This is a genomic window from Burkholderia gladioli, from assembly GCF_000959725.1.
GTDB lineage: Bacteria > Pseudomonadota > Gammaproteobacteria > Burkholderiales > Burkholderiaceae > Burkholderia > Burkholderia gladioli.
The window spans coordinates 1,160,236-1,179,005 of the sequence record NZ_CP009322.1 but is presented as its reverse complement, the minus strand read 5'-3'; the positions used below and the strand labels follow the sequence as shown (position 1 = coordinate 1,179,005).

At 69.4% G+C, this 18,770-nt stretch carries 8 protein-coding genes; 6 read left to right on the top strand and 2 right to left on the bottom strand.

Features of this window, described 5'->3' with window-relative positions; translation table 11 throughout:
• Positions 1-56 precede the first annotated feature (56 nt).
• From BM43_RS05840 to BM43_RS05815, 6 genes are all read left to right on the top strand, one after another.
• Complete coding sequence (locus tag BM43_RS05840; RefSeq protein ID WP_036056471.1) at positions 57-9,965, top strand: DUF4347 domain-containing protein; 9,909 nt, start codon at positions 57-59, stop codon at positions 9,963-9,965.
• Positions 9,962-11,614, top strand: a complete 1,653-nt coding sequence (locus BM43_RS05835) for a TolC family protein (protein WP_042283305.1) — start codon at positions 9,962-9,964, stop codon at positions 11,612-11,614. The genes BM43_RS05840 and BM43_RS05835 overlap by 4 nt, the downstream gene beginning before the upstream one ends.
• A complete protein-coding gene (locus BM43_RS05830) occupies positions 11,611-12,417 on the top strand; it encodes an efflux RND transporter periplasmic adaptor subunit (protein WP_080741938.1) in 807 nt (268 codons plus the stop codon). The genes BM43_RS05835 and BM43_RS05830 overlap by 4 nt, the downstream gene beginning before the upstream one ends.
• A 4-nt stretch (positions 12,418-12,421) precedes the next feature.
• A complete protein-coding gene (locus BM43_RS05825; protein ID WP_080741939.1) occupies positions 12,422-13,876 on the top strand; it encodes an efflux RND transporter periplasmic adaptor subunit in 1,455 nt (484 codons plus the stop codon).
• A gap of 19 nt (positions 13,877-13,895) precedes the next feature.
• Positions 13,896-16,010 (top strand): site-2 protease family protein, encoded by a 2,115-nt coding sequence (locus tag BM43_RS05820; RefSeq protein WP_042283310.1) that lies wholly within the window; start codon positions 13,896-13,898, stop codon positions 16,008-16,010.
• A gap of 212 nt (positions 16,011-16,222) precedes the next feature.
• Entirely contained in the window at positions 16,223-16,657 is a 435-nt protein-coding gene (locus tag BM43_RS05815) for a DUF3224 domain-containing protein (protein ID WP_312847794.1), read from the top strand.
• Between the two features lie 90 nt (positions 16,658-16,747).
• On the opposite strand, the gene BM43_RS05810 is transcribed toward BM43_RS05815, so the two are convergent.
• Together BM43_RS05810 and BM43_RS05805 are read right to left on the bottom strand one after the other, a co-directional pair.
• Entirely contained in the window at positions 16,748-17,509 is a 762-nt protein-coding gene (locus BM43_RS05810; RefSeq protein ID WP_036056475.1) for an SDR family oxidoreductase, read from the bottom strand.
• 42 nt (positions 17,510-17,551) lie between these two features.
• The gene (locus BM43_RS05805; protein WP_036056476.1) at positions 17,552-18,766 is read right to left on the bottom strand and encodes an MFS transporter; all 1,215 of its coding nucleotides are present in this window, start codon (positions 18,764-18,766) and stop codon (positions 17,552-17,554) included.
• Positions 18,767-18,770: the final 4 nt, after the last annotated feature.

Here is an 18,770-nt window from a genome sequence, read left to right as displayed (position 1 = left end):
GCCGCCCGGGCACGCGAGCACGGCGTCGGGCCGGTAGCAGCACGGAGAGTATCGTCATGAAGATCGTCAAGCAGTGGTTCGCACGCCAGAGCCGGAAGCAGCGGGATGCCGAACGGCCCGGCTCGCGCGTCGCGGCCTCCCCGCTGTTGCTCGCACTCGAACCGCGCGTCGTCTACGACGCGTCGGTGGCTGCCGTCGCCGCGCAGACGCACGCCCATGAACACGCGCATGCGGAAACGCATCGCACCGAAGCGCAGACCGATACCGCGACGGCCGGCAACGCCACCCCGCCGCAAGTGTCCTCGGCGCCGGTCGACAAGCCGGTACGCAGCGCCTCGCGTGCAACCGCCGAAGGCACCGACACCTCGGCGCAAGCCCAATCGCGATCGGCCACCCAAGGGAACACCGATACGCAGCACGCCACGGCAAACGACGTCGGCATCGCGATGCCGGCCGTCGGCCAGACCGATGTGGTCTTCATCGACCCGAGCGTGGCGAACTACCAGACGCTGATCGCCGGCCTGCCCGCCGGCACGCAGTACGTGGTGCTCGATGCCGGCAGCGACGGCTTCGCGCAGATCGCAAGTTATCTGCGATCGCACCAAGGGGTCGAATCGATCAGCCTGATCTCGCACGGCACGGACGGCGCGATCCAGGCCGGTTCGACCTGGCTGACCGCCTCCGATTTCTCGGCCTACAGCGCGCAACTCGCGCAGATCGGCGCGGCCATGAAGCCGGGCGGCGACTTCCTGATCTACGGCTGCGACGTCGCCCAGCGGGCCGATGGTCAGGCGCTGGTGCAGCAGATCGCCGGCCTCACGCACCTGAACGTGGCGGCCTCGATCGACGCGACCGGCGCCGCCGCGCTCGGCGGCAACTGGACGCTCGAATACCAGGTCGGCCAGGTGCACACGGCGCTGAACGAATCGGCCGCTGCCCAGGCGCAGTTCAACGAGTTGCTCGGCGTGACGGTGGAAACCTACGACACCGCCGCCGCCAACAACTTCCAGGCGCTCGGCTCGTCCCAGTTCACGCTCGACGGCATCGTCTACACGCTCGACCAGGCCGCCAACACCTTCGCCTACAACGATTCGAATTCGCCGAACGGCCCCACCGACATCACCGACTCGCAGACCGACGGCGTGCTCGAGATCAATGCGGACGGGGGTTCGGCGATGAGCAACGTCACCATCTCGCTGGCAAACGGCCATACCTTCAACCTGCAGAGCTTCGACCTCAGCTCCTTCAACGGCGACCTCTACATCCAGGCGCACTATGCCAACGGCACCAGCAGCGCGCTGATCCAGCTCGCCACGGCCGCGGTGGGCGGCTTCCCCGGCGCCACCGTGTCGAGCCAGCTGGGCAGCGCCTTCAACAATATCGTCTCGTTCTCGCTGATCGACCAGAACGACAGCGGCGCCTTCGAGCCTTCGCTGGACAACCTGACCTACCAGGACACCGGCCCGACCGTCACCACCAGCAGCGGCAACGCGGCCTGGAGTTCGGCCGACAACGGCACAGGCACGGGCGGCACGGCTGTGAGCGTCGATTCCGGCCTGATCCTCAGCGACGGCAGTTCCAGCACGGCCAAGACGGCCACCGTCAAGATCACCAATTTCCAGGCCGGCGACATGCTCAACTTCGTGGCGCAGAACGGCATCAGCAGCGTCTACAATACGTCCACCGGCACGCTGACGCTGAGCACCGGCTCCGGCACGGCGACCATCGCGCAATGGCAGGCCGCGCTCGAATCGGTGACGTTCTCGAGCTCTCTGACCTCGCCCAATCTCTCGACCACCACGCGCACCGTCTCGTTCTCGTTCAACGACGGCACCTTCGTCAGCAACATCGCCACGCGCAACGTGACGGTCACGGCGGTCGACCAGAGCCCAGTGCTGAGCGAAGGCGGCGCGACCAGCACCAGCTATCTCGCCGGCAGTGCCGCCGCCGCGGTGGACACGAACATTCACGTCAGCGATGCGGACAATGCCTCGCTGGCCGCCGCCACCGTCACCATTTCCAGCGGTTTCGTGAGCGGCGATTCGCTGGGTTTCGTCAACAACAACGCCACGCTGTACGGCGACATCCAGGCCAGCTACAACCCGAGCTCGCACGCGCTGTCGCTGTTCTCGGGCAGCGGCACCGCCACGGTCGCGCAGTGGCAGGCCGCGCTCGATGCGGTCACCTTCGCGTCATCGAGCGGCACCACCGGCGGCACGCGCGACATCACGTTCTCCGTGAGCGACGGCACCAAGACCAGCGGCGCGCTGCATCACAGCGTGGTCGTGACGGCCGGCCCGACGGTCACCACTGACGGCGGCTCGGCCGCGTTCATCTCCGGCGACAACACGGCCTCGACGCCGGTGGTGGTGGACGCGGGCATCGTCGTCTCCGACGGCGTCAGCAGCACGCTGGCGAGCGCCACGGTGCAGATCACCGGCAACTTCCAGGTCAATCACGACCAGTTGCTGTTCACCAACAACCCGGCGACGATGGGCGACATCAGCGCCAGCTACAACACCAGCACCGGCCTGCTCACGCTGACTTCGGCCAGCGGCACGGCCAGCCTGGCGCAATGGCAGGCGGCGCTGCGCGCCGTGACCTTCACCAGCGATCTGGTCGTGCCGTCGAACGCGACGCGCACGGTCAGCTTCCGGATCAACGACGGCACCCTGGTCAGCCCGGCGGCGAACCGCTCGGTGAGCGTCACGGCGGTCGACCAGACGCCGATCATCGGCGGCGGCGGCACCACCGTCAATTTCACGGCAGGCGACAACACCGCCTCCACGCCGGTGGTGATCGACAACACCATCACGGTGGCCGACGCCGACGGCGGCCCGCTGCACACGGCCACCGTCACGATCTCGAGCAACTTGCAGCCCACCGACGTCCTGGCGTTCAACAACAATAATTCGGCGCTCTACGGCGACATCCAGGCGACCTATTCGAACGGCGTGCTCACGCTGAGTTCGTCCAGCGCCACGGCCACGCTCGCGCAATGGCAGGCCGCGCTGCGCGCCGTCACCTATACCTCCACCGCCATCACGCCGTCGAACCTGTCGCGCACCGTCACCTTCGGCATCAGCGACGGCACCAAGAGCAGCGGCACCGTGTCGGCCACGGTGAACGTGGCCGATACCGACCAGACGCCGCTGATCAGCGGCAGCAGCGGCACCGTCACGCTGACCCAGGGCGACAACACCAATTCGACGCCGGTCACGGTGGACAGCGGCATCGTGGTGTCCGATCTCGACAACGGCACGCTCGCCTCGGCCACCATCACGATCGGCAACTTCCAGGACCCCAGCGACGTCCTGCTGTTCATCGGCAATCCGTCGACGATGGGCAACATCAACGGCTCGTACTCCAACGGCGTGCTGACCCTGACTTCGGCCGGCGGCGCTGCCACGGTCGCGCAATGGCAGGCCGCGCTGCGCTCGATCCAATTCCAGAACTTCTCGTCGGTGCCGACCACCACGCCGCGCGTCATCACCTTCGTGATCAGCGACGGCACCAAGACGAGCGGCACGTGGAGCCGCACGGTGGACGTGGCGCTGACCGATCAGACGCCGCTACTCGACACCAGCGGCGGCAGCAGCACCTTCACCTCGGCCGACAACGCCCCCTCGACGCCGGTGGCCATCGACACCGGCCTGATCCTGACCGACAGCGACAGCGCCACGATGGCCTCGGCCACCGTGCAGATCACCGGCAACTACGTTGCGGGCGAGGATGTGCTTGCACTCGGCGGCTCGTTCGGCGACATCACCGCGAGCTTCGATGCCAGCAACGGCAAGCTCACGCTGAGCTCGGCCGGCGCCTCGACCACCGCGCAGTGGATCGCGGCGCTGCGCTCGGTAACCTACACCGACCTGGCGGCGGTGCCGACCGGCACGACCCGCACCATCTCGTTTACGGTCAGCGACGGCACCAAGGCCAGCGCCACCGAGACCAAGTCGCTCGGCATCGTCGCGACCCACCAGACGCCGGTCCTGACCAGCGGTACCTCGACCAGCCAGGACTTCCTGCCCGGCAATTCGGCCACGACGATCGACAGCGGCCTCGCGCTGACCGACCTGAACGTCGGCAGCCCATCCGCGCTGGTCTCCCTGACGATCACGGTGCAAATCACGTCCGGCTTCGAGATCGGCGACGTCCTGTCCTTCAGCGGGCTGGGCCAGATTCCGGTCAACGGCATCTCCCCCTCCTACGATCCGTCCACGGGCACCCTGACGATCACCTCCACGGGCGGCACCCTCTCGCAGTGGCAGAGCGTGCTCGACAATCTGCAGTTCCAGACCGGCTCCAATGCGCCGCTCGGCACGCGCGCAATCTCGATCAGCATCAGCGACGGCACCAGGACCAGCACGCCCGCGACCTACTCGATCGACGTGATCAGTTCCGCGCCGTCGCTGGCCACCAGCAGCACCGGCAGCGCGCACTTCCAGGCCGGCGACAACGCGCCTGCCACGCCGATCACGATCGATGCCGGCATGACCGTCGGCGACCCGCTCGGCAACGTGGTGGACACCGCCGTGATCGCGATCACCGGTAACCTGCACAGCGGCGAGGACGTGCTCGGCTTCACCAACGACGGCACGACGATGGGCGACATCAGCGGCGTCTACAACACGCTGACCGGCGTGCTGGTGCTGAGCTCGTCGAGCGGCACGGCCACCCTCGCGCAATGGCAGTCCGCGCTGCGCTCGATCACCTATACCGACACGGCCCTCACGCCGAATACGGCCACGCGAACGGTCGACATCACGCTGAGCGCCGGCGCGCAGACCAGCAACACGCTGGAGCGCACCATCACGGTGGCGGCCACCGACCAGACGCCGGTCCTGAGCACCGGCAGCACCGGCTCGGTGCCGTTCACCGCCGGCGACAACACGGCATCGACGCCGGTCGCGATCGATACCGGCATCGTCGTCTCGGATCTCGACAACGGCTCGCTGGCTTCGGCGACCGTCCAGATCGGCACGGGTTTCCATGCCGGCGAGGACGTGCTGTTGTTCATCAACGACGGCGCCACCATGGGCAACATCACGGCCAGCTACGATGCCGTGCACGGCACCCTGACGCTGAGCTCGGCCGGTAGCATCGCCACGCTGGCGCAATGGCAGGCGGCGCTGCGCGCGGTCACTTATACCGACACGGCCATCACGCCCGACACGGCCACCCGCACGATCAGCTTCTCGGTCAACGACGGCACCAAGACGAGCACCCCGATCACGCGCAACGTCAGCGTCGCCGACGTCGACCAGACGCCGGTCATCGGCTCCACCAGCAGCGGCCCGGCTGCCTTCCAGGCCGGCGACAACAGCATTTCCACGCCGATCGCGATCGACAACGGCATCGTCCTGGGCGACCTCGACAACAGCACGCTGGCCTCGGCCAAGGTGCAGATCGGCACCGGCTTCCAGCTCGGCGAGGACGTGCTGTTGTTCGTCAACGACGGCGCCACCATGGGCAACATCACGGCCAGCTACGACGCCGTGCACGGCACCCTGACGCTGACCTCGGCCGGTGCCAGCGCCACGCTGGCGCAATGGCAGGCGGCGCTGCGCTCGGTCACCTATACCGACACGGCCATCACGCCCAACACGACCACCCGCAGCATCGGCTTCTCGCTCAACGACGGCACCCAGACCAGCGCGACCTACTCGCGCGACGTCACCGTCGCCGATGTCGATCAGACGCCCGTCGTCGGCTCCAACAATTCCGGCTCGGTCCCCTTCAAGGCCGCCGACAATGCCCCATCCACGCCGGTCACGATCGATGACGGCATCACGCTGTCCGATCTCGACAACGGCACCTTCGCCTCGGCCATCGTGCAGATCGGTGCCGGCTTCCATGCCGGCGAGGACCTGCTGGCATTCGTCAACGACGGCGCCACGATGGGCAACATCACGGCCAGCTACGACCCCGCGCACGGCACCCTGACGCTGAGCTCGGCCGGTGCCAGCGCCACGCTGGCGCAATGGCAGGCCGCACTGCGCTCGGTCACCTATGTCGACACGGCCGTCACGCCCGACACGGCCACCCGCAGCATCGGCTTCTCGGTCAGCGACGGCACCCAGACCAGCACGACCTACTCGCGCGACGTCACCGTCGCCGATACCGACCAGACGCCGATCCTGACCACCGGCAGCACGGGTTCGGTGGCGTTCACGGCCGGCGACAACGTCGCGTCGACGCCGGTCGCGATCGACACCGGCATCGTCGTCTCGGATCTCGACAACGGCACGCTGGCTTCGGCCATCTTCCAGATCGGCGCGGGTTTCCATGCCGGCGAGGACCTGCTCGGCTTCGTCAACGACGGCGCCACCATGGGCAACATCACGGCCAGCTACGACGCTGCCGCCGGCACCCTGACGCTGAGCTCCTCGGGCAACAGCGCCACGCTGGCGCAATGGCAGGCGGCGCTGCGCGCGGTCACTTATACCGACACGGCCATCACGCCCGACACGGCCACCCGCACGATCAGCTTCTCGATCAACGACGGCACCCAGTCGAGCCTCTCGCTCGCGCGCACCGTCACGGTTGCCGACGTCGACCAGACGCCGACCGTCGGCTCCACCAGCAGCGGCCCGGCTGCCTTCCAGGCCGCCGACAACACCGTTTCCACGCCGATCGTGGTCGACAACGGCATCATCCTGGGCGACCTCGACAACAGCACGCTGGCCTCGGCCAAGGTGCAGATCGGCACCGGCTTCCAGCCCGGCGAGGACGTGCTGTCGTTCGTCAACGACGGCGCCACCATGGGCAACATCACGGCCAGCTACGACGCCGTGCACGGCACCCTCACGCTGACTTCGGCCGGCGCCATCGCCACGCTGGCGCAATGGCAGGCCGCACTGCGCGCGGTCACCTATACCGACACGGCCATCACGCCCGACACGACCACCCGCAGCATCGGCTTCTCGCTCAACGACGGCACCCAGACCAGCACGACCTACTCGCGCGACGTCACCGTCACCGACGTCGACCAGACACCGCTCATCTCGTCGAGCAGCACCGGTTCGGTGCCCTTCAAGGCAGGCGACAATGTCGCCTCCACGCCGGTGGTGGTCGACAACGGCATCACGCTGACCGATCGCGACAACCCCACCCTCGCCTCAGCCACCGTGCAAATCGGCGCGGGCTTCCATGCCGGCGAGGACCTGCTCGGCTTCGTCAACGACGGCGCCACCATGGGCAACATCACGGCCAGTTACGACGCCGTGCACGGCACCCTCACGCTGAGCTCGGCCGGCGCCACCGCCACGCTGGCGCAATGGCAGGCGGCGCTGCGCTCGGTCACCTATACCGACACGGCCGTCACGCCCGCCACCGCCACGCGTACCCTGATCGTCTCGGTCAACGACGGCGTGAAGACCAGCGGGGCCATCACGCGCAACATCACGGTCGCCGATACCGACCAGACGCCGCTCATCTCCTCGAGCAACAGCGACCCGGCCGCCTTCGTGGCCGGCGACAACACGGCGTCCACGCCGATCGTGGTCGACAACGGCATCACGCTGACCGATCGCGACAATTCCACCTTCGCCTCGGCCACGGTGCAGATCGGCACCGGCTTCCACGCCGGCGAGGACCTGCTCGGCTTCGTCAACGACGGCCTCACGATGGGCAACATCACGGCCAGCTACGACGCGGTGCACGGCACGCTGACGCTGAGCTCGGCCGGCGCCACCGCCTCGCTGGCGCAATGGCAGGCGGCGCTGCGCTCGGTCACCTACACCGACACGGCCATCACGCCCGATTCGACAACGCGCGTCATCAGCTTCGCCGTCAGCGACGGCGTGAAGGCCAGCACCGCCATCACGCGCGAGGTCACCGTCACCGATACCGACCAGAGGCCGATCATCTCGTCGAGCAACACGGGCTCGGTCTCCTTCACGGCAGGCGACAACGTCGCGTCCACACCAGTGGTGGTCGACAACGGCATCGTGCTGAGCGATCTCGACAACTCCACCTTCGCCTCCGCCACTGTGAAGATCGGCGCCGGCTTCCATGCCGGCGAGGACGTGCTCGGCTTCGTCAACGACGGCGCCACCATGGGCAACATCACCGCCAGCTACGATGCCGCCACCGGCACGCTGACGCTGAACTCGTCCGGCGCGATCGCCTCGCTGGCGCAATGGCAGGCCGCGCTGCGTTCGGTCACCTACACCGACACGGCCATCACGCCGGACGCCGCCACGCGCAGCATCAGCTTCTCCGTCAACGACGGCGTGAAGACCAGCACCGACATCACGCGCAGCGTGACCGTCACCGATGTCGACCAGACGCCGCTCATCTCGTCGAGCAACACCGGGCCGGCCGCCTTCGTCTCGGGCGACAACGCCCCCTCCACGCCGATCGCGATCGACAACGGCATCACGCTGTCCGACCGCGACAACACGACCTTCGCCTCGGCGACGGTGCAGATCGGCGCCGGCTTCCACGCCAACGAGGACCTGCTCGCCTTCGTCAACGACGGCGCCACCATGGGCAACATCACGGCCAGCTACGACGCCGTGCATGGCACCCTGACGCTGACTTCGGCCGGCGCCACCGCCACGCTCGCGCAATGGCAGGCCGCGCTGCGCTCGGTTACCTATACCGACACGGCGGTGCTGCCCAACACGGCCGCGCGCACGCTGATCGTCTCCGTCAACGACGGCACCGAGACCAGCGCCGCCCTCACGCGCAGCGTGTCGGTCACGGCCACGCACCAGACGCCGCAACTGGGCGGCGGCGATGCCCGGCTCAGCTACACGGCCGACGGCAAGAGCGGCTCCACGATCACGGTCGGCGACGGCATCACGCTGGGCGATCGCAACAACACGCCGCCCACCACGGCAACGGTAGCCTTCGGCGGCAGCTTCGACGCCAAGCACGACGTGCTGGGCTTCACGCCCAGCGCCGCCAGCGGCGACATCACGGCCAGCTACAACGCCGCCACCGGCACCCTGACCTTCAGCTCGGCCAGCGGCACGGCCACCACCGCGCAGTGGCAGGCCGCGCTGAACGCGGTGACCTACACCGACACCCAGGCCGAGCACGCCAACGGCTCGCGTACCCTGGTGTTCACGGTCGGCGACGGCACGCGCAGCAGCGCGCCGCTCACGCGCACGCTGCAGATCGTGGGCGTGCCGCAGCCGGTCGGCGTGCCGATCCTGCCGACTACCGTGGAACCGGATCACAAGCCGACGCCGCCGATCGCGCCGCCGCAGGTCGAGATTCCGCGTTCGACCATGCTGATCGCACCGGATGCCCACGAGCGCAACGACGGCGTGTCGAATCCCCTGATCGTGCTGACGGCGCTCGACGCACCGCGCCAGATCAGCACCATCGTGCCGCGCGACACCTTTACCTTCGCCACCCACGACGCGCGCGGAAACGCATTGGGCGACACCTCCGTCACCTCGCTCGATTCAATCGTGCCGCAGGAGGCGGCCGCTGCACCGGCGGCCGCGCATCTGCTGCCTGCCGCCGACGTGCATGCCATGCACCAGCCCGGCAGCGCCTTCGCGCTCAACGTGGCCCCGCTGCTGCGCGCGCCGGCCAATGCCGAAGCCGCGCACGAGCAGGCCAGCGTGGCCGTCACGCTGGCCGACGGCGCGGCCCTGCCGGCCTGGCTCCATTACGACGCCACGCACGGCACGCTGAGCGGCACGCCGCCGGCCGGCGTGCATGAGATCCGCGTCACGCTGGTCTCGCGCGATGCCGCCGGCAACGTGGTGCGCCGCGAGGTGGTGGTGCGCTTCGACGCGCACGGCAAGCCCGCCGCCAACGCGCATGCCGCGCCGAAACCGGCAGCCAAGCCGGCGCCGCACGCCGCCGTGCCGCCCGCCAAGGCTTCGCTCACCGCGCAATTCGCCAATGCGGTGGCCACGCTGCACGTGCCGCGCCACGACGCGGCCCTCGCCGAGCGGCAGTCCGCCGTCGCGGCCGTCACCCCGGAGCGCCGCTCATGAAATCCGCACTCGCCTTTCCCTTTGCCCATTCCTCCAAGAGACCACTCGCCGTGAACAACAAGACGCTCCGGGGACGCGCGCCGCGTCCCGCCCTGCTCGCCGCCGCCCTCGCCGTGATCTGGCTGTCCGGCTGCGCCGTGAAGCCGGTCCCGTTCACCGACGCGGAGCGCGCCGATACGGCCCGCACCGACCGCGCGGCGATGTTCACGAACCAGCAGCCGGTGAACGGCCCGATCACGCTCGACGAGGCGATGGCGCGCGCGATCCGCTACAACCTCGACCATCGCCTGAAGATGATGGAAGAGGCGCTCGCGCAGCGGCAGCTCGACCTGTCGAACTTCGACCTGCTGCCCAAGCTGACCGCGCAAGCCGGCTACACCAACCGCAACCACGAGCTCGCCTCGGCCTCGGAAGGCCTGTTCACGCACGAGGAATCCCTGATTCCCTCGTACTCGACCGACAAGAACAGCCGCACCGCCGACCTCAACCTGTCCTGGAACATCCTCGACTTCGGCGTCAGCTACTTCGAGGCCAAGGAGCAGGCCGACCACGTGCTGGTGCTCGAGCAACGTCGCCGCAAGGTGGTGCAACTGATGATGCAGCAGGTGCGCGAGGCCTACTGGCAGGCGGTGGGCGCGCAGCGCCTGCGCGAGAGGATCGGGCCGCTGCTCGAACAGGCCGGCGCCGCGCTCGACGATTCGCGCAAGACGCAGGCGCAGGGCCTGCGCTCGCCGATCGAGACGCTCAACTACCAGCACGCGCTGCTCGACCTGATGCGCCAGCTCGAGGCGGTGCGCGACCAGCTCGAGGAAGCCAAGCCGCGCCTGGCCTCGCTGATGAACCTGGAGCCCGGCCGCGACTTCACGCTGGCCGCCGGCGACGAGTTCAAGGTGCCGGTGTTCGAGATGCCGATGCCGAAGATGGAAGACATGGCGCTGCAACGCCGGCCCGAGCTGGTCGAGGCCAGCTACAACGAGCGTATCAGCGTCAACGAGACCCACAAGGCGATCGCCAAGCTGCTGCCCGGCATCGAGTTCAGCCTCGGCGCGCATTACGACAGCAACAGCTTCCTGGTCTACAACGCCTGGCGCTCGGCCGGCATCAGCGTGAGCTGGAACCTGCTGAACCTGCTCAACGAGCGCAATATCCGCGGCACCGCCCAGGCCCAGCTCGAGGTGGCGAAGATGCAGCGCATGGCGCTCAGCATGGCGGTACTCACCCAGGTGCACGTGGCACGCAGCGAGCTGGCCGCCAAGACGCGCCAGTTCGACCTGTTCAAGCAGATGAACGACGTCGACCAGCAGATCCTCGAACACACCCACAATGCCACCACGGCCAACGCGCAGGGCAAGCTCGAGGAGATCCGCGTGGCCACCGCCGCGATGATGTCCGAGCTGCGCCTCTACCAGAGCTACGGCGAACTCGAGAGCGCCTATGGGCAGATGCTCGCCACGCTGGGCCTGGACCCGGTCGGCGACAAGCTGAACGGCCATGACCTCGCCTCGCTGCGCAAGTCGATCGGCGAGGAACAGCAACGCTGGGACGTGCTGGCCCAGGGCGGCGACCCGAGCGCCGCCGCGCCAGCCCAGCCTGGCCCGACGCTGGCCGCCGCGGCCGCGCTCGACGCAGCGGGAGCCACCCAGAAATGACGCAGGCCAGGCACTACCGGGCAGCCGGCGCGATCGCGCTGCTCGTCGCAACAGGTTTCGCGATGGCGGCACCGCCGGCGCCGGCTCCCGCTCCCGCCGCCGCGCCCGCTCCGGCGGCGGCCCAGGCCCCGGCCGCCGACAGCCCCGATTCCCGGATCCGCATCCAATTGGTGGCGCGCGACCAGGTCGACGTGTCGAGCGAGATCTCGGCCAAGATCGCCTCGCTGCCGTTCCGCGAGGGCGACAGCTTCCGCACAGGGCAGACCCTCGTCACGCTCGATTGTTCGCTGTACAGCGCGCAGTTGCGCAAGGCCCAGGCCGACGCCGACGGCGCGCGCGACCTGCTCGACACCAACCGCAAGCTGCTGGCCCTGCATTCGATCGGCGAGCTGGAGGTGCAGCAGGCGCAGGCCAAGCAGAAGGCCAGCGCGGCCGACGTGGCCTATATGCAGGCCACCGTGCACAAGTGCGCGATCGCGGCGCCCTTCGACGGGCGCGTGGTCAAGCGCAGCGCCTCGCCGCAGCAGTTCGCCGAGCCCGGCAAGCCGCTGCTGACCATCGTCGACACCGGCCATCTCGAACTGAAGATGATCGTGCCGTCGAAATGGCTGGCCTGGCTCAAGCCCGGCCATGCGCTGAGCGTGCAGGTCGACGAGGTGGGCAAGACCTACCCGGCCAAGGTGGCGCGGATCGGCGCGCGCGTCGACCCGGTCACGCAGACCGTCGACGTGACCGCCGCGCTGAACGCCGGCGCGCCCGAGCTGCTGCCGGGCATGAGCGGCTGGGCCAGCTTCGCGCGGTGATGTCATGACGGTGACGGCAACCCGCATGGCGGAAGAAGCGACCCAGGAGCAGGTACGCATCGACGGCCAGCAGCTCGCGCTGCTCTGGCAGTTGTCGGCCCGCGCCCGCGCGGCCGCCAGCGAGACCACGCTCGGCTTCACGATCGTCAACGAGACGCTGGCCCTGGTGCCCTATCGCCAGGCCGCCTGGTGGCGCGGCGACGCGCCGGGCCACGTGGCGGCCGTCTCGGGCCTGCCGCAGAGCGACCCGAACGCGCCCTACGTGCAGTGGCTCGGCGCGCTCTGCAAGGCGCTCGCGCGCGGCCTGCAGGACGCACCGCCCAAGGACGCCGCGGCGCGCGTGGAAGGCCAGGGCGCGCCGGTGCTGCCGGCCCGGCCGCAGGTGCGGACCTTCACGGCCGCCGACCTGCAGGCCGGCGCGCCGCACGTGGCCGAGGAATGGAGCGCCTGGTGGCCGGCGCACGGCGCCTGGCTGCCGCTGACCGATCGCGGCGGGCACGCGGTGGGCGGCGTGGTGTTCGCCCGCGAGGAAGCCTGGAGCGCCACCGACTCGGCCCTGCTGACCGAACTCGGCCAGGTCTGGGCGCATGCCTTCGAATCCTTCGCGCCGCGCGCCTCGTGGCAGGAACGCGCGCGCGCCCTGCTGCGGCCCGGTCGCCAGCAGCGCCGCGTGCTGATCGGCCTGGCGGTGCTGTGCCTGATCCCCGTGCGGCTGACCGTGCTGGCGCCGGCCGAAGTCACGCCGAAGGACCCGTTCGTGGTGCGCGCGCCGCTCGACGGCGTGATCGACCGCCTCTACGTGCAGCCGAACCAGCCGGTGCAGCGCGGCACGCCCCTGCTCGGCCTGGACGCCACCACGCTGCAGTCGCGCTACGCGCTGGCCCGCAAGGACTACGACACGGCCCAGGAGGAATACCGGCAGACCGCCCAGCTCGCCGTCACCGACGACAAGACCCGGCTGGACATGGCCGAGCGCCAGGGCAAGCTCGACCAGAGCCGCGTCGAGCTCGACTACACGGCGCGCCAGCTCGCGCGCGTGAGCGTCAACGCGCAGCGCGCCGGCGTGGCGATCTTCAGCGATCCGAACGAGTGGACCGGCAAGGCGGTGGCCGTCGGCGAGAAGATCCTGGTGCTGGCCGACCCGGCCCACGTGGAGGTGACCGCCTGGCTGCCGGTGGCCGACAACATCGACGTCAAGCCCGGCATGTCGCTCACGCTCTATCCGAAGAGTTCGCCGCTGTCGAGCTACGACGCGCGCATCGACTCGGTGGCCTGGCGCGCCGAGCCCACGCCCGAGGGCGTGCTGGCCTACCGCGTGCGTGCCACGCTCGACGCCGGCGAGGCCCGCGCGCCGCTCGGCGCGATGGGCACCGCGCGGATTCGCGGCGGCTGGGTGCCGTCGATCTACTACGTATTGCGCCGTCCGCTGACACTGGCCCGCCAGTGGCTCGGCTGGTGATTGCCGGCGCCCGCGCTCCATGCCACGACTTCCGCAACTGCGCCAGGAACTGACGCTCTCGCCCGGCGCCGCGACGCCCGAGGGCGCGCCCACCTGGATGCTGCACGACCCCGCCGCGAACCGCTTCTTCCAGCTCGGCTGGCCCGCCTTCGAGCTGCTGTCGCGCTGGCCGCTCGACGATCCGCGCGCGATGGTCGAGGCCGTCAACCGCGATACCACGCTGACGGTGACGCTCGACGACCTGGACGCGCTGCTGCGCCTGCTGCGCCACCAGAACCTGCTGGTCTCGAACTCGGCCGCCGACACCGCGCGGCTGGAGCAGCACGAAGCCGCGCACCATACCTCGCGCGGCATGTGGCTGCTCAAGCACTACCTGATGGTGCGGATCCCGCTGTGGCACCCGATGCCCTTCCTGCGCGCCACCGCCCGCCATGTCGCCTTCGCGTTCCGTCCGGCGTTCTGGTACCTGGTGGCCGCCGTGGCGCTGCTCGGGCTGTTCCTGGTCTCGCGGCGCTGGGACGAGTTCCTGCACACCTTCCACGGTTATGCCGACTGGCGCGGCCTGGTGGGGGTGGGCATCGCCCTGGGTTTCGCCAAGGTGCTGCACGAGTTCGGTCATGCGTACACGGCCCAGCGCCACGGCTGCCGCGTCCCGACCATGGGCGTGGCCCTGCTGGTGATGGTGCCGGTGCTCTATACCGATACCACCGAGGCCTGGAAGGTGCCGGCGCGGCGCGACCGGCTGCGCATCGGCGCGGCCGGCATGCTCAGCGAGATCGCGCTGGCCGCCTTCGCCACCCTGGCCTGGACCGTGCTGCCCGACGGCCCGCTGCGCGCCGGCGCGTTCCTGCTGGCCACCACCACCTGGGTGGCCACGCTCGGCATCAACGCCAGCCCCTTCATGCGCTTCGACGGCTACTTCCTGCTGTCGGACTGGCTGGACATGCCGAACCTGCACGACCGCGCCTTCGCGCTGGGCCGCTGGTGGCTGCGCGAATGGCTGTTCGGCCTGGGCGACCCGCAGCCCGAGCCCTGCAGCACGCAGCGGCGGCGCTTCCTGATCGCGTTCTCGTTCGCCACCTGGCTCTATCGCGTGGTGGTGTTCATGTCGATCGCGCTGATCGTCTATCACGCCTTCTTCAAGCTGCTGGGCATGCTGCTGTTCTGCGTGGAGTTTGGCTGGTTCATCGCGCGACCGGTCTGGCGCGAGGCGCAGGTCTGCTGGCAGCGCCGCGACGAGCTGCACTGGCGCCGCGAGACCCGGCGCAGCGCGCTGCTCGGCGGTGCACTGCTGGCCTTCCTGGTGCTGCCCTGGCATGCCGGCGTGAGCGCGCCGGCCGTGCTCGGCCCGCAGCGCGCGCAGGGGCTGTACACCGTCGCGGCCGGCTACCTGGCCGAGACGCCGCCGCCGGCGCGCGACGGCCAGCGCGTGCGCGCGGGCGACACGCTGGCGGTGCTGGTCTCGCCGGACCTGGAGGCGAAGCTGGCCGCCGCGACGGCCGAGGAAACGCAGTTGCATTGGGAGGTCGACCAGCAGTCGTTCGACGATCGCCTGCAGAAGCAAGGCACGGCGCTGGCGCGACGCTGGGATGCCTCGCGCCAGACCGTGGACGGGCTGCGGGCCGAGATCGCGCAACTGACGATTCGCGCGCCCTTCGACGGCACCGTGCAGGCCAACGACGACGCACAGGCGCCCGGCACCTGGCTGCCGCGCGGCGAGCGGCTCTACGACCTGGTCGCGCCGGGCGGCGTGAAGGGCGATGCCTATGTCGGCGAGAACGATATCGCGCGGCTCGAGGCCGGGCAGTCGGCCAGCTTCGTGGCGAACCTGCCGGAGCTCGAGGCGCGGCGCTGCCGGATCGACGCGATCGACAAGGTCAATGTCGCCACGCTCGACGAGCCGACCGTGGCGAGCGTCTATGGCGGGCCGATTCCGGCCGAGCAGGATATGAAGACGCGCCAGATCGTGCCGCTGCAGGCGACCTGGCAGGTTCGCTTCGCCGGTTGCGACGGCGATCCGGGGATCGGGCGGGAGGTGCCGGGGACGGTGCAGCTCGGCGCGGGGCGCGAGAGCCTGGCGGGAAACGGGGTTCGGTTCGTGGCGGCGGTGTTGCAGCGGGAGGTGGGGTTTTGAGGGGCTGGCGAGACACAATGACCAATACGGTCGCGATCATTGTCTTCGTCGCTCGCCCCATGATTCGGATTCCGTAAGCCGCCCCAGACAGCATAGGCTGTCTTGCCCGGCGTTCAAGACGGCAACCCGGGGCAGGCCTTTTCGTCGATCATCAGGCCTGGCTCGCTTCCGATCCGGCGATTCCGAATGGCCGCGATCCATCGCATCCCCTTGTGAGGCATCCCGTGAACCTTGCTCTTTCCGACTCGCCCTCGTCCGTCGCCACCGGCGGATTCGACGTGAAGATCTCGCCCCCCGAGCCGGTCGCCGTTGCGCCCGGCGCGTCCGCCATCGGCCGTCACGCGATCGAGAAAACCTACCACGGCGGCCTGGCGGGCCACTCGCTCGGCGAAATGCTGAGTGCCGGACAGCCGCAACAGGGCAAGGCCGGCTACGTGGCGATCGAGTCCTTCGAAGGCACCCTGGATGGCCGATCCGGCGGATTCGCGCTGGCCCATCTCGGCGAGATGGATGCGGGCAGCGAGTTCCTGCGGATCGGCATCGTGCCCGGCTCCGGGACCGGCGAGCTGGCCGGGATCAAGGGGCAGTTGCAGATCCGGCGCGAAGCCGGGAGGCACGATTACACGCTGACGTACTGGATGGCCTGACAACCCGATCCTGAGGCCAAGCCCGGCGGCAGCGCTTGACGCTCCCCAGGCGGCGGGTTGCGGACAATCACCACTACAGGCCCTTACCGCCTACTTGCCGCCCGTGGCATCGAGAAACGTCCCCGTGACGAACGAGGCTTCCGCGCCGGCCAGCCACAGGATCGCCCTCGCCACCTCCTCGGGCTGCCCGCCCCGCCCCATCGGGATCGAATCCTTGACGCGATCCACGCGCCCCGGCTCGCCGCCGCTGGCATGCATCTCCGTGTAGATATGCCCCGGGCGCACGCAGTTCACGCGAATGCCTTCCCGCGCCACTTCCTTGGCGAGCCCGGTGGTGAACGTCTCCAGCGCGCCCTTCGACGCGGCGTAATCGACATATTCGTTCGGACTGCCAAGCCGAGCCGAAGCCGACGACACGTTGACCACCGCGCCGCCGCGGCCGCCGTGCCGGGTCGACATCCGCTTCACCGCCTGCTGCGCGCAGAGCATCGGTCCGATCGCGTTGACCGCGAAGATCCGCTGCATCCGCTCGAAGCCGAGATCCTCCAGCCGCGACTGCCGCGCGATGATCGCGGCATTGTTCACCAGCACGTCGAGGCGGCCGAATTCCTGGTCGATCGCCTCGAACAAGCCGGCAACCTGCCCGGGATCGGCGCTGTCGGCGCGGATCGCCAGGGCCCGGCGCCCGGCCGCCTCGACATCGGCGGCCACCGCCCGCGCGGCCGCCTCGTCGGAGACGAAGCTGATCGCCACGTCGTAGCCTTGCGCGGCGGCGAGCCGCGCGGTGGCCGCGCCCACGCCGCGACCGCCCCCCGTTATCAGGATCAACGGGATCTGCGAATCCGTATTCATGTGGTGAAACTCCGAAAGAGGATGAAATCGTGCCCGGCGGTATCAAGCCGCGCGCAGATGCGGCCGCAGCGCCAAGGCCAGCGGGAAGATGACCAGCGCGGTGGCGGCCGTGGCGATGGTCGCGCCGACCACGCCGATCCGGTCGCCCAGCAAGCCGTAGCCGACCGGCGCCAGCGCGCCCGCCGCGATGATGCCGGTATAGAAGATCGCGAAGGCCCGCTCGGTGCGCTCGACCGTGGTCAGCTCGGGCACCGTGCCATACAACACCGACGAGGTGCCGTTGAGCATCGCCCCGAGCAGCGGCAGCAGGATCATGGCGGGCGCCAGCGGAAGGTAGATCACCGCCAGGATCAGCAGCGCCGTGCCGCCTTCGGTGGACAGCACCGTGCCGATCACGCCCATGCGCGCGCCGAGCCAACCGCACACGAACTTGCCGGCGGCGCCGCCGATGAACACCAGCGCGAGCGCGGTGCCCATCATCGGCGTCGAGATGCCCTTGGCCTTCATCAGGAACGGCAGGAAGGTCAGCAGCCCCATGCGCACCGCCGTGTCGAGCATGCCGATCGTGAACAGCAGCGAAAAGCCCGAGCCGGAGCCCTCCGCGTGACGGCTCGACGCCTCGTCGGCGGGAGCCGCGTCACGCTGCACGTTCGGCAGCCACAGCGCGATCACCAGCGCCACCACCATGCCGAGCGCCGACATCGCCCACAAGGCATGGCGCCACGGCATGAAGGTGATCAGCAGCGAGATGGCCGCCGGCAGCGCGGATTTCCCCAGGTCGCCCGAGAAGTTGTAGATGCTGAGCGGCCCGCGCGCCTGGCGCCCATACACGCGCGAGACGGCACCCGAGGCCAGCGGATGCTGGGTGCTCGAGCCGCTGCCGGAGATGGCCAGCGCCACGCACAGGCCCAGCAGGCTGCCCGACATGCCGGCGAAGGCATAACCGAGCGCGGCCAGCAAGGTGCCGAGCACCAGCGTGGCGCGCGTGCCGAACATGGCGGCGATGCGCCCCGCGGGCAACTGCAGGGTCGCCATGGTGCCGGCATAGATGCCGCGCAGGATCGCCAGCGCGCCGTAGTTGAGGCCAAAATCCGCCTGCCAGACCGGCAGCAGGGCGTAGATCATGTCGGTGTAGCCGTCGTGCAGCGCATGCGCCGTGCAGGAGAGCCAAAGTACCCGCTTGCGCGAGACGGGGCCGGCTTGCTCGGGGCCGCCGGATACGGCCGCGTTTGGGGAGGAAAAGGAAGAAAGTCTCATGGAT